Origin of the sequence: Amycolatopsis sp. SB7-3 (assembly GCF_041021335.1) — a bacterium.
GTDB lineage: Bacteria > Actinomycetota > Actinomycetes > Mycobacteriales > Pseudonocardiaceae > Amycolatopsis > Amycolatopsis japonica.
Genome location: NZ_JBFPJQ010000001.1, coordinates 1,360,995 through 1,373,653 on the forward strand (window position 1 = coordinate 1,360,995; position 12,659 = coordinate 1,373,653).

Below are 12,659 nucleotides of genomic sequence, written 5' to 3' on the forward strand. Positions count from 1 at the left end.
TGTCCTATTTGGGAGGTTCAAGTCGCCGTCAGGCTTCGTGGAAATCGTCGAGACGATGGGCTTCGATTGAAGATTCCGTGGCGGCCAGCCAATGCGGATGGGTGACATAGACGAGTTCCGTGTCCTCCTCGGCCACGTAGACGACCTCAGCACCGGAACGCAGGTAGATCACCTCGCCGGCCCGAGCCGTCACCGAACCCGAAGGGCCCTCGACGGTGAAAACGCCCGAAGTGATGACGAGGGCCTCGTCGTAGGTCATCTTCCAGGGGTTCTTCTCCCCTTTGCCGTAACGGGCGAAGCCGACGGACATGGCCGCGCCGCTGTCTTGCGCGAGGACGTCAGCCAAGAAGATCTGCTGGTCGAGCCGCTGAAACCAGGTCGAAGCGTCATCGCTCGTGAAGTGTTCGACGGACATCCGAGTCTCCTTAAGTGGAACTTTCTCCACTTAGTTAACTGGAGAAAGTTCCACTTGTCCACCGGTTAGGCTCACGAGGTGCTTCCCATCGCAGGAGCCGGGACTCCAGAGCGGGCGGACGCGGCTCGCAACCGGCAGAAGATCGTCCGAGCGGCGGCCAAGCTCGTTGCGGCCAAAGGGATCGACGGGCTCGCGTTGGACGAGGTCGCGGCGGAGGCGGGCGTCGGGATCGGGACCGTGTATCGCCGGTTCCCGGACAAGGGCGCGTTGGCGCAGGCGCTGCTCGACGAGAACGAGCGCGAGTTCCAGGAAGCGTTCATCAGTGGGCCGCCGCCACTCGGGCCGGGGGCACCTGCGCCCCAAAGACTGAGGGCGTTCCTGGAAGCGTACGTCGACAGGCTTGAGACCCACGGCGAACTGCTGATGGTCGCGGAGACGGAGACGCCGATGGCTCGATTCGTGACCGGCGCGTACCGGCTGCACCACAGTCACCTGGTCGCGTTGATCAGCGAGATCGAACCGGAAGCGGACGCGCATTTCAGGGCCGACGCGCTGCTCGCACCACTGGCGGCCGCGCAGTACGTCTACCAGCGGCGAAGCATGACGCCTGAACAGATCAAAGCGGGTTTGAGTGACCTGTGCCGGCTGGATGACTGAAACTGGAAGGGGCGGCATGGATCTCGCGGTGAAGTCCGAACTGGTCGAGCAGGTGCGCGCGTTCACCGAGTGGGTGGGCGACGGGCGGAAACTCACCCAGACCGGGCGTATCACCTTGGCAGATGCCAAAGCGCTGGTGCCGTTGCTGAAGACCGGTGACGTGCTCGAGCAGACCATCGGCAGCCACGTGTACCGGACCAGGTCGAGCGAGCGCCTCCTCAACCTGATGCTCGTCGTGGAGTGCGCCAAGGCGGCGGGGCTGGTTCGCAAGACGGGGCAACGGCTGGTTCCGGTGAAGAAGAATCAGTCGCTTCTCAAGGACCCACGGAAACTGTGGCTCGCCTTGTTCACCGGGTTCGAGAAACTTGGTGAGGCGTTCCTGCACTCGGGATTCGGCGAGTCACTGCTGCGCCCCGAGTTCGCGCACGGCAGCCGCGCCGCGTTGGCGTCGTTGTACGGCGCGGACGGTGCTGTCGCGATCGCGAGCTTGTGTGCGCTGGTCTGGGACGTCGTAAGCGCGCCTTATGTGCTGGAAGATCTCAACGAACTCCAACTCGAGACTTTGCGCATCGCCACCGATCGCGACACCGCGCACGCACTCGATGCCCTTCGGCAATTGGGGGTCGTAACCCTCCGGGACGAATCAGCCGAGATGACCGAGCTCGGCCGATCGGGTATGCGACGGCTCTTGGGCGAGCCGGACGCCGGCGATCCGATCTACCAGGTGAAAATCACTCTGCTGGACAACGAAAGCCTCCCCGTGTGGCGACGCTTGCTGGTCCCGTCGGCCATCCCGCTCGACAGGTTGCACATCGTCATCCAGGCCGCGATGGGCTGGGAGAACTACCACTTGCACTACTTCCTCGACGGGGAGACCTACTACGGCGAAGCCGAGCCCGAGCTGCAGTACCGCGACGAACGGCAGGTGCGGCTGGACGACCTCGTGAAGCCCGGCGGCCGCCTCTTGTACAACTACGACTTCGGCGACAGCTGGGACCACGAAGTCCTCGTCGAGGAAGCCACAGTCGCCCCGTCAAATGGGCGTTACCCAAGGTGTATCGCGGGCGAATCGGCTTGCCCGCCGGAGGACGTCGGCGGAACCGGTGGGTATACCCGTCTGATCGAGATCCTCGGCGATCCCGGGCATCCAGAACACCAGGACATGGTCGACTGGCTCGGTCTCGACGACCCTGGCCAGTTCGATCCCGCTCACTTCGACCTCGACGAAGCCGACCAGCGCCTCGCCGTGGCCAATGGCCTAGTAGATCTCTACCGGACCAACGCGTAAGACGCCGTCGTCCAGCGGCACGCACCGCTTCCCGCCGCGGCCCCGCAAGGCAGCGAAAGTCCCGCGAGGTAGACGACGTCCATCCAAGCGCACGGATTCGCGGGCCGGTGCACCTCGAAGCGCACAGGGCCGTCACCGGAGTCCAGAGTCACGACCGAACCCCGCGCCAGAGCGTCCACATCGAAGCCCGAGAGCACGATGTTCCGCCGGGCCAGCAGCGGATCACCAGGCACGGACGCAGAGAAGAGCGTCACCGCGGCCGAGCGATGCGCGGGATGGTTGAAGTACCGGTCCCCCACCAGCCCCAGTCCCGCGCGCACCTCGACGTGGTCGCGCGAGACCGGAGCGGGATCGGGGCGAGGGCCGTCAGCGGGACGGCCCTCGTAGGCGTGCACGGAAGAGACGTGCAGCGCGACGATCAGCGCTCCCCGAGTTGCCATTCCGGCCGCACGTAGTGGCAGGTGTAGCCGTTCGGGATGCGCTCCAGGTAGTCCTGGTGCTCCGGCTCGGCTTCCCAGAAGTCACCGGCCTGGGTCACCTCGGTGACCACCTTGCCCGGCCACTTCCCGGAGGCGTCGACGTCGGCGATCGTCTGCTCGGCGACCTGCTTCTGCTTGTCGTCGGTGTAGAAGATCGCCGATCGGTAGCTCGTGCCGATGTCGTTGCCCTGACGGTTGCGGGTCGTCGGGTCGTGGATCTGGAAGAAGAACTCCAGGATCTGCCGATACGTCAGCTGCTCCGGGTCGAAGACGATCTCGATGCCTTCGGCGTGGGAGCCGTGGTTGCGGTAGGTCGCGTTCGGCACGTCGCCGCCGGTGTAGCCGACCCTGGTGGAGACGACCCCGGGGTGCCGGCGGAACAGGTCCTGCATGCCCCAGAAGCAGCCGCCCGCGAGAACAGCCTTTTCCGTCACTGTAGATCTCCTTCGGTCGTTGACACCCAGTACAACGTGTCGAACCGCCTCTGTCATCCCCGTCCAAGTGTGACGGAACGCTTACGTCCGACGGACCAGCGCGGAGAGGGCGGCCGGGGTACGCCCGGGTGCATCGACCATGGCGGCGATGAGCCGCTGGACCGACGGCCTGCTGAGCTCTTGAGGCGCACAGTCGTGGGCGCGGTTCAACGCCTCGGTGGCGCGCTCGACGTCGCCATGGTCCTTCCAGGCTCGGGCGCCGTCCACGAACGCTCGTGCACGTCGCTCGGCGCTCGGCAGCCGCCGCGGATCGACCGAGTCGAAATACGTCAGCGCGCGGGCGGTGTCACCGAGAGTGGTGTGCACACCGATGCGATAGACGGCGACCGTGGTCGCGCTGAATTGCGCGTTGCCCATTCCACTTCCGGTCGCCTTCAGCCGCCGCGCGGCGTCCTCTGCTTCTTCGATGAGTGCGACGGCCTGAGCGCTGTTCCCGTTCTGGGCCGCGGAATAGCTCGCCGTGCACAAGAGCGAGCCATAGGACGCGAGTTGCCGATCCGGAGGACTGCCTTGATCGGCTCCCAGGTCGAGAGCGGTCCTGGTGAGCATGGTGATGGCACCGTTCAGACCGGCGTCTCTGTCGATCTTCTCGGGAGCGCTGAGCGCATGCCGCCGCATTCCGATCGCGATGGCCCGCGAACTCGCGGCGATCACCAACGGGTCGCCGCTCGACTCCGCCGCCGAGTGTGACCGATCGGCGGCGACGCGTGCGACGCAATCGCGGTGTTGTTTGACCGCCAGTTCCGAACCGAGCAGATACGCCCTGGAGAGTGCCGCGGACATCCGTTCCCGCATTTGCCCGGCGGACGCGTCCTTGCTCGCGTGTGCGGTGGCTATCAATTGAGGCAGCGCTCGGCTGAGATGCGCATACTCGCAGGCTTCGAATTTTCTCTGCGCTTCGGCGAGCGCCTGGGAAAGCGAGACCAGTGGCACCGGCACAGCGGGGCACTGTGACTTCGCCAGCAACAAGGCCTCTAAAGATTCCTCACCTGCGGACGCACGCGCTGTGCCAGGCAAGACCCCGGCGATCGTGACACCGACCAGCCCCGCGAGCACCTGTCGTCGCCGCATCGCCTCGTCACCGTCCTGTCCACCGGGGATAGCAGTGCCGACACTAACCGGCGTGCCATCCTCGCGCATTTGCGCCGCGCCGGTGAATGCGGGTGCGAGACCGAAGAGGTGGGGCGGGATTTCGAGTACCTCGGAGAGAGTCCGCAAGTAATGGACATCGATGAGTTTGCGTTGGCCCGTCTCCATCCTCGACAACGTGCTCAGGGAGAGATGACAGCGGCCCGCCACCTGCGCCAGCGTCAGCTGTCGAGCGCGCCGGACGGCCCTGGCCAACGAGCCGTACCGAGCCATCGCGGCGGCCTGCACTATCTCGGGCGACGACCAAAACGGGTGGAGTGCGTCCATGGCGACCTCCCCGGCGATGGTCCCGCAACGGGCAGCCGCGGCAGTAGGGCGTTGCCCGGATCGCAATTTGACAGTTCCGCAAACTTGTTGCCGATCGAGCACACAGCCCTGACCCGAGGCGAGAACGCGCGTTCCATGGTCTGGAACTCTGACAACGTGACGACCGGCGGAGGCAAGCGATGGACGATCTTCGGCGCTACATCCGTCTCGCGGCCGTCCCACCGGAAGTACCGGATCAGCCGGCGCGACGCGCGGCCGCGGTCATGGTGGCCGCCTTCGGCGTGCCGTACTTCTCGATTTCCGGCGGTCACGGCCTTCGGTTGCGGGGCAGGCCGGATCCCGCACTGGATCCGGTCAGCTTTGTCGGCTACGCGGTGAGAACCGAACCGCTGGAGTGCCTCGCCCTGTTCATGCTTCGGCCGGCCTCGTCTCGCGGCCGGTGCTCGATCGTCTCGGACCTGCGTGCGGCGGCGGCCTTGGTCGAAGGTCCCGGGTTCTTCGATGCCAGGGCGGAGCACCTGCACGGCGTGGGAACGCCGGACGCGCCGTTCTCGACCCTCGACGGTGGCGCCATGGTGGACGGCGGGTGGCTCCGCTGGTCCGGCAAGAAGCCCTTCAGCGGGCGCGCCGGCGAGCATCGGGCGATGCTCGAGTTATTCGCCGAGCTGCTGGAGGTCTCACCGCTCAACCGCGGGGAGCTTCTGATCGCCGACGTGACGGAACGCTTACGTCCACCGTGCGTCTCACGCTAGGTGAAAGCCCTCCTCGCGGTCCTCGCCCTCCTCCTGGCCGGCTGTGCGACGCCCCCGCCAAGCCCGACACCGGAGGACGCCTTCCGGTTCGGCGGGATCTCGATGCCCGCCAGCGGCAAGGTGCTGGAGACGCAGTACGACAGGGGTATCGACTCGCGCTACGTCGTCGTCCTCACCCTGCCTGCGGAGGACGTGCCCAAGCTGCTCGAAGGGTCGAATTTCGCGCCCGGGGTCCTGAACGACGACAGGGTCGTCAACGGTCGTCACGTCTACCGCAGGGTCAACGTCGAGGGGACCACGGTGCGTCTCGAGATGTTCACGACGTGAGCACTCTGCGTGAAAAAGATGGGCCGTTCGGACTCGCCTGGGTGACCCCCTAACGTGTACCTCCACGCACCATCCGCCGGAGGACGCATGGATCCGTTCCGTGTACCGCCCGAGCTGTTCCGTTTCACCGACGGGAGCAGATCAGGGCTTCCCCTGGCGATCCTGCACGCCTTCGGTGAGGCGAACGAGCGGCTGGAGACGGCGCTCGGGATCGACGACGTCCGCACGCGGCTGCGTGAGGTCGGCTGGCTGGAGACGCTCGACGACGAAGACCTCGTCAAAGCGTTGGACCAGCTCAAAGGCCAGGGCCACCTCGACGTCGTCCAGAGCCACGCGGGTGACTACCGGACCGCGTCCGAGTACGAGCGCCGCAATCTCCAGTACGCGCTGACCCGGCAGGGCGAGGCGGCGTACGCGGGTGTGGTCCGCGCGAACGAGGTGCTCAACGCGACCGGCGCGCTTCAGACGGCGACGCTCGAAGCGCTCGGCGAACGGCTCGGTGAGCTCGCGAAGCAGCTCGAAGACGGCACCGACAGGCGTGTTTTCAGTGCGCTCTCCGAAGTCGAGGGCCACCTCGAAGCGTTCCGCGACAACACGAAGCGCTTCAACGGCGACCTCCAGCGCCTTCTGCACGCGGAGGCCGATCTCGCGACGTTCCACGAGGTCAAGGCGGCGACGGTCGCGTATCTGCAGGAGTTCCTCAACGACCTCGAGCATCACACCCACACCATCGCCACCCGCATCAAGGAGATCGACGACCACGGCATCGAGCGCGTGCACCGGCGGGCGCTCAACGGGGCGGCCCTCCTCAACCCGGATCAGCGCTGGCTCGACGTCCGCAAGGCGCGGTGGGACGGGCTGCGCGCGTGGTTCCTGCCCGAGGACGGGGCGACGCCGCGGGTCGAGGACCTCCACAACCTCGCGCGGCGGGCGATCATCACGCTTCTCCAGGTGCTGGACCGGATCACCGAGTCTCGGCGGCGCGCGAGCAGCGCGGTCGCCGATTTCCGGGAGCTGGCGCGGTGGTTCACCGTCGTCCCGGCGCAGGAAGACCTGCATCGCCTGTGGTCCACGATGTTCGGGCTGAGCTCCGCGCGGCACGCGCATCTCGCCCACGCCGACCCGGAAGTGGTCAGCACGACGGCCTCATGGCTCGACGCGCCGCCGGTCGAGGTGTCGGAACTGCTTCGCTCCGCGGGCCGCACCGAGCGGTTCACCCGGACCGGGCGGGTCCGCGACGTCAGCGCGATCAGAGCCGCGAGAGCCGAAAAAGCCCTGCAGGAACGCGCCGAGCTCGAAGCCGCGTGGAACATGCTCGACACCGGCGGCGTCGTGCGGCTTTCGGCGTTCGAGAAGCTGGACCACACCGTTTTCGAGCGGCTGCTGGATCTGCTGGGACAGGCGCTGGGCAGGCCTCCCGGCGCGGAGGGCGCGCGTCGGAGCACGACGTCCGACGGCCAGATCGAGATCGTCCTGCGGCCACCGCGGAACGGCGCGGTCGCGCGCCTGACCACCACGAGCGGCGTCTTCCGTGGCCCCGACTACGAAATCGAGATCAGCACGGCCGGAGGCGGTGCGTGAGCCTCACGAACCAACTGGTCATCGCGGAACGCGAAGAGGTCGCGCGCGGGATCCGGGCCCTGCTGGCCACCCCGCTGATCGGCGAACGCGGCTCCCCCGAGACCTTCGACCTCATCCGGCGCCGCCGCGAACCCATCCGGCAGTGGTTCGACTACTACTGCGGCTGGACGCTCACGGTCGAACCGCGGCTCGGCTACGCGCGGCTGGTCAAGGTCCGCGCGGCCGCCGACCCCACCCGCCCGGCGCGACGGCTGCGCTCCGGGCGCGCGGCGTTCGACCGCCGCCGCTACGTCCTGCTGTGCGTGGTGGCGGCCGAACTGCTGACCGTGCCGGTGACGACCATCGGACTCCTCGCCGGCCGCGTCGCGCAGGCGAGCGCCGCGGACGACCTCGTCACGACGTTCGACGTCGCCACGAGGGCGGAGCGGCTGGCGTTCGTGGACGTCCTCAAACTGCTGGAGTCCTTCGGCGTCCTCGAAGCGGCCGACGGGGATCCGGAGTCCTTTGTGGACGATCCGGCGGCGAAGGTGCTGTTCCGGGTCGACGCGACGCTGTTGCTGCGGCTGCTCGCCGCGCCGGTCGGTCCTTCCCAGCTGGCCGTGCCCGCCGACGACGTCGCGCTGCGGTTCGAGGAACTGCTGGAGGCGGTGTCGCACGAGCAGCGCTACGGCCTTTCCTCCGGCCGCCACGAGGACACGCCGAGCGCGTCGGACGTCCAGCGGAACCTGTGGCTGCGGCATACGGTGTTCCGCCGTCTCGTCGACGATCCGGTGCTGTACTTCGCCGAACTGACCGCGGAGGAACGCGCGTACCTCGGCACGCCGACCGGGCGCCAGTTGCTGCGGCGTGCCGCCGAGCAGGGCGGTTTCGTCCTCGAAGAGCGCGCGGAGGGTGTGCTGCTCGTCGACGTCGACGGGCTGGCCACCGACGAGCGGTTCCCGGACGACGGCAGCAACGCCAAGGTCGCCGCGCTCCTGCTGCTCGACGCGCTCGACGAGCCGCGGACCATCGATTACCTGCAGAAGGCGACCGCCAAACTGCTGAAACGCTTCCCGCGCTGGGCCAAGACCTACCGGGGCAAGGACGGCGTGCGACGGCTGACCGTCGACGCGCTCGCCGTGCTGACCGGCTTCGGGCTGGTCCGCACCGAAGCCGAACTCGTCCGGCCGCTCCCGGCCGCCGCGAGGTACACCGACCGCACCGAGGAGGCGCCGTGACCGTGACGAGGTGGATCCCCTCCCGTGCGGGCATCCTCAACATCTGGCGCTACTACGACGAGATCTTCGAGTTCCACGACGGGCGCCTGCTGCTGCGCGGCCCCAACGGGAGCGGCAAGTCGAAGGCGCTGGAGCTGCTGCTGCCGTTCCTGTTCGACGCGAGCCTGCGCGCCAACCGGTTGTCGACCTTCGGCACCAGCGAGCGCAGCATGCACTGGAACCTGATGGGTGAAGGCGCTTCCGGCGCCACGCGCGTCGGGTACGTCTGGCTCGAATTCGGCATGGCGGGCGAAAAGTGGTTCACCTGCGGCGCGCGGCTGCAGGCCAGCACCCACACCAGCACGGTGCACGCCGATTTCTTCACCACCGATCTGCGCGTGGGCGACGGCCTGGCGTTGGTCAACGAGGCCGGTCAGCCACTGACCAAGGGCGCGCTGGAAGAGGCGCTCGGCGAGCACGGGACGGTGCACGACGGCGCGGCCGAGTACCGCGCGGCGATCCGCGCGAAACTGTTCCCCACTTTGAGCGAACAGCGCTACGACGCGCTGATCACCGCGCTGCTGCAGCTGCGGATGCCCAAACTCTCGCAGCGGCTCGACCCGAGCCTGCTGTCCAACCTGCTCTCCCGCGCGCTTCCGCCGTTGGGACAGCAGGAGATCGCGGATCTCGCCGAGGGTTTCGAGCGGCTCGACGCGCAACGCGAACGGCTGGGCTCGCTGGAGACCGAGGTCGACGCGACCCGCGCGCTCGCCGCGCGGCAGAAGACCTACGCCCAGCGTGTGCTGCGCGCGGGCGCCGCGAACCTCATCAACGCCACCACGGAACTCGACGAGCTCGCCGCGGCCGCCCGCCGTTCGGCCGAGGAGCACGACGAAGTGGCCGCGAAGAAGGAGGCCGCCGAGGAACGGGCGGCGAAGCTCGAAAAAGACGTCGAAGAGACCGAAGCGCGTCTGTCGGGGCTGACCGAATCCGAGTCGTATCGCAAGGGCCAGGAGCTCGACAAGCTGCGGCAACGGACCTTGTCCACGAGCGAGAAAGCGGAGGCACTGCGCGCGGACGCGGACCGGCTCCGTGCCGAGGCGGACGCCGACGAAGAGCGCTCACGGGCGGCGAAGCAGGTCGTGAAACGGCAAGCCGACCTCGTGCGCTCGCTGGAGACCGAGGTCCGCGCCGCCGCGACCCGCGCGAATCTGGCCGGGGTACACGACGAACTCGTCGCCGGGCTGGACGAACCGGCCCGGCTCCGCCCGTTGCTGCAGGCCGCCGTCCGCGGCAAACGCGACCAGGTCGAGGCACTCGGCCGGACGCTGGACAAACACGAACGCGCCGTCGGACGACGTCACCAGGCCGAAGCGGACCTGGACCGCGCACGAGCGGATTTCTCGGTCGCGCAGGAGCGGGTCGAACTCACGACGGCGACGCGGGAACTCGCGCTGAGCGATCTGCGCACCCGGCTCGCCGAATGGGCGATCGGCTGCCGCGAGCTGCGGTTCCCCGACGTGGAAGCGGTCGTCCGGGACGCCGAGGCGGAGGTCTCGCTGCTGGGCAGGCTCGGCGTCGTCGCCGAGACCGTGCTCGAAGACATCATCCGGCGGGAGGCGGCGACCGGTGCCGCGCTGGCCACCGCGCGCGCCGAGCACGACGAACTCCTCGTCGAGGCGGGCGTGCTCGAATCGGAGGACATCCTCGCGCCCGAGCCGCCGCGCACCCGCACGGCGGACCGGGCCGAGATGAGCGGCGCGCCGTTGTGGCGGCTGGTCGATTTCGCTGGCTCGGTCCCGGAAAGCAGCCACGCGGGGATCGAGGCCGCGCTCGAAGGCGCCGGTCTGCTGGACGCCTGGGTGAACTCCCACGGGGTCGTCGACGGCCACGACGTGCTCGCGGAGTCCGGAACGCTGCCGGTGGCCTCCGGTCGTTCGCTCGCCGACGTCCTCGTGCCGGAACCCGACGCGGAGGTTTCCCCCACGAAGATCCGCCGGATCCTGGAAGTGATCGCGTTCGACGACACCCTCCCCGCCGGTCCCGCGGCGATCGGCGCGGACGGTGGCTGGCGGATGGGCAGCCTGTCGGGTAGCTGGGCGAAGGACGCCCCGGCCTACATTGGCGGTTCCGCGCGGCTGCGCGCCCGCGAACGCCGCATCGCCGCGCTGCGGGACAAGATCTCCCTCCGTGAGAAGACCATCGCCGAGCTGGAGGGCGAGCTGGCCGCCCTGCGCGGCAGGCGCGAGCTGATCAAGATCGAGCGCGCTGCCCGCCCCGGTCACGACGATCTCCTTGCCGCCACAGGGGAACTGACCACAGCCGAGGCCGAACTGACCGCCGCCGACGCCGCCGTCCGGCATCTGGAGGGCGCCGTCTCCGCGCTGGAGATCGAGGCCAAGACCGCGCTGCACGAGCTGACCGCGCAGGCTTCGGAATCCGGGTTGCCGACCGAACGCGCGCCTCTGGCCGCACTCGCGACGGCCCTGCGCACGTACTCCGACCAGGGCGAGAACTGGTTGTACGAGCACGGGAACCTGCTCACCGCGACCCAGCGGGCCGAGCTGTGCGCCGAGCAGGCGGACCGGTCGGAGGGGAACGCGGCCCGGCGCGAGGAGGAGGCCGCCGACGCGGAGGCCGAACGCACCAAGCTCACCGCGATGCTCGACGCGATCGACGGGACGGTCGGCACCGGCCAGCGCGAGGTGCTCGCCGAGATCGACGGCCTGCGCACGAAACTGCGTGAACTCTCGGGCGAACTCCGCGCCGCGAACGCCGACGCCAAGGAGCTCGCGGTGTCGCTGGGCGCGCTCGGCGTCCGCCGGACCACCGACGCACGGGCACGCGAAGAGGCGGCCAAGAAGCAGGACGCCGCCGCGCTCCGGTTCCGGAAGCTCGCCACCGGGATCTTCCCCGCGGACGGCGGGATCGAGGATCTGCCGAAGTTCCAGGCCACCCTGTCCGCGTCCGAGAGCGTCCGTGCGGCGCTCGACACGGCCCGGCTGGTGGCCGCCGCGTGGCCGTCCGTGCCGCACGCGCCGAGCAACCTCGGCGAGGCACTGCACCGGCTGTCGGAAGCCGTGCACACCTGCCGGAACACGCTCAGCTCGCGCGCGGAACTCGATCTGGAGACCGACGAGGACGTCCAGATCTTCACCGCCGTCGTCGACGGGCTGCGGGTCGGCGCGGCCGAACTGCTCAAGATCCTTTACGCGGAAGCGGAACAGAGCAGGCACGAGATCACCGATCGCGAGAGCGACCTGTTCGACAAGACGCTGACCGGCGACACCCGCCGTCATCTCGCGGCCCGCATCCGGCAGGCCAACGACCTCGTCGACGGCATGAACGCGCGGCTGGAACGCGTGCGGACCGCGTCGAGGGTCGCCGTCCGGCTGGTCTGGCAGGTCTCCCCGGATCTGCCGCCGGGCACCAAGACCGCGCGGGATCTGCTGCTGAAGGATCCGGATCAGCTGACCGCCGAAGACCGTGTGTCGCTGCACAAGTTCTTCCGCGAGCGCGTCGAGCAGGCGAAGGCGGACGACACGGCGACCAGCTGGGAACAGCAGCTCGCGCAGGTCTTCGACTACACGTCGTGGCACCGGTTCGTGGTCAAGGTGGACCGCGCGAACGGGGCGGGCTGGCAGCTGCTGACCAAGAAGCTGCACGGCGCGCTTTCCGGTGGGGAGAAGGCGATCGCGCTGCACCTACCGCTGTTCGCCGCCGTCGCCGCGCACTACCAGGCCGCGCCCGAGGCGCCGAGGGTGATCCTGCTCGACGAGGTGTTCGTCGGCGTCGACACCACCAACCGGGGGCAGGTGTTCGGCCTGCTGTCCGCACTCGACCTCGACCTGATGCTGACGTCGGACCACGAATGGTGCACCTACGCCGAACTCGGCGGCGTCGGGATCCACCAGCTCATCACCGGCGGCGACGGCGACGACGCGGTCACCACGGCCCGGTTCACCTGGAACGGCCACGACCTGCAGCCCGCCGGCCATTAGCCTGAGCGGCCCCAAAGCCGGGCGCAGCGGGGCCCTTTCCGTCGTTTTTCCTT

General features: G+C 68.6%; 11 protein-coding genes. 7 read left to right on the forward strand and 4 right to left on the reverse strand.

The features are described from left to right. Positions 1-28: 28 nt before the first annotated feature. Positions 29-445 carry a cupin gene (locus tag AB8M46_RS06625; protein ID WP_394359822.1) on the reverse strand — a complete coding sequence of 139 codons (417 nt, stop codon included), beginning with the start codon at positions 443-445 and terminating at the stop codon, positions 29-31. Positions 446-493: 48 nt separating this feature from the next. On the opposite strand from AB8M46_RS06625, the gene AB8M46_RS06630 reads away from it, so the two are divergent. Both AB8M46_RS06630 and AB8M46_RS06635 read left to right on the forward strand, forming a co-directional pair. Next, entirely contained in the window at positions 494-1,072 is a 579-nt protein-coding gene (locus tag AB8M46_RS06630) for a TetR/AcrR family transcriptional regulator (protein WP_394359823.1), read from the forward strand. Continuing rightward, entirely contained in the window at positions 1,047-2,360 is a 1,314-nt protein-coding gene (locus AB8M46_RS06635) for a plasmid pRiA4b ORF-3 family protein (protein ID WP_394359824.1), read from the forward strand. Before AB8M46_RS06630 ends, AB8M46_RS06635 begins: the two co-directional genes overlap by 26 nt. Here AB8M46_RS06635 and AB8M46_RS06640 read toward each other — a convergent pair. From AB8M46_RS06640 to AB8M46_RS06650, 3 genes are all read right to left on the reverse strand, one after another. Next, positions 2,342-2,800, reverse strand: coding sequence for a molybdenum cofactor biosysynthesis protein (locus tag AB8M46_RS06640; protein WP_394359825.1), 459 nt, complete (start codon positions 2,798-2,800; stop codon positions 2,342-2,344). The genes AB8M46_RS06635 and AB8M46_RS06640 overlap by 19 nt on opposite strands. Next, positions 2,779-3,273 carry a peptide-methionine (S)-S-oxide reductase MsrA gene (gene msrA / locus AB8M46_RS06645; RefSeq protein WP_037340442.1) on the reverse strand — a complete coding sequence of 165 codons (495 nt, stop codon included), beginning with the start codon at positions 3,271-3,273 and terminating at the stop codon, positions 2,779-2,781. The genes AB8M46_RS06640 and msrA overlap by 22 nt, the downstream gene beginning before the upstream one ends. 81 nt (positions 3,274-3,354) lie before the next feature. Further along, on the reverse strand, positions 3,355-4,749 hold the full coding sequence (locus AB8M46_RS06650; RefSeq protein ID WP_394359826.1) for a helix-turn-helix domain-containing protein: 1,395 nt from the start codon (positions 4,747-4,749) through the stop codon (positions 3,355-3,357). A 179-nt stretch (positions 4,750-4,928) separates the two neighbouring features. Here AB8M46_RS06650 and AB8M46_RS06655 point away from each other — a divergent pair, with 179 nt between their 5' ends. From AB8M46_RS06655 to AB8M46_RS06675, 5 genes are all read left to right on the forward strand, one after another. Next, positions 4,929-5,501, forward strand: a complete 573-nt coding sequence (locus AB8M46_RS06655; protein ID WP_394359827.1) for a hypothetical protein — start codon at positions 4,929-4,931, stop codon at positions 5,499-5,501. Next, entirely contained in the window at positions 5,502-5,828 is a 327-nt protein-coding gene (locus tag AB8M46_RS06660; protein ID WP_394359828.1) for a hypothetical protein, read from the forward strand. It begins immediately after the preceding gene. An 87-nt stretch (positions 5,829-5,915) separates the two neighbouring features. After that, entirely contained in the window at positions 5,916-7,409 is a 1,494-nt protein-coding gene (locus tag AB8M46_RS06665) for a TIGR02677 family protein (protein WP_394359829.1), read from the forward strand. After that, the gene (locus tag AB8M46_RS06670; RefSeq protein ID WP_378421436.1) at positions 7,406-8,626 is read left to right on the forward strand and encodes a TIGR02678 family protein; all 1,221 of its coding nucleotides are present in this window, start codon (positions 7,406-7,408) and stop codon (positions 8,624-8,626) included. Before AB8M46_RS06665 ends, AB8M46_RS06670 begins: the two co-directional genes overlap by 4 nt. Then, a complete protein-coding gene (locus tag AB8M46_RS06675) occupies positions 8,623-12,606 on the forward strand; it encodes a TIGR02680 family protein (RefSeq protein ID WP_394359830.1) in 3,984 nt (1,327 codons plus the stop codon). The genes AB8M46_RS06670 and AB8M46_RS06675 overlap by 4 nt, the downstream gene beginning before the upstream one ends. Positions 12,607-12,659 lie beyond the last annotated feature (53 nt).

Bases quoted from the DNA above. Each gene is read 5' to 3' on its own strand.
- AB8M46_RS06640 (WP_394359825.1), bottom strand. From the start codon at position 2,800: ATGGCAACTCGGGGAGCGCTGATCGTCGCGCTGCACGTCTCTTCCGTG.
- AB8M46_RS06650 (WP_394359826.1), bottom strand. From the start codon at position 4,749: ATGGACGCACTCCACCCGTTTTGGTCGTCGCCCGAGATAGTGCAGGCC.
- AB8M46_RS06655 (WP_394359827.1), top strand. From the start codon at position 4,929: ATGGACGATCTTCGGCGCTACATCCGTCTCGCGGCCGTCCCACCGGAA.
- AB8M46_RS06665 (WP_394359829.1), top strand. From the start codon at position 5,916: ATGGATCCGTTCCGTGTACCGCCCGAGCTGTTCCGTTTCACCGACGGG.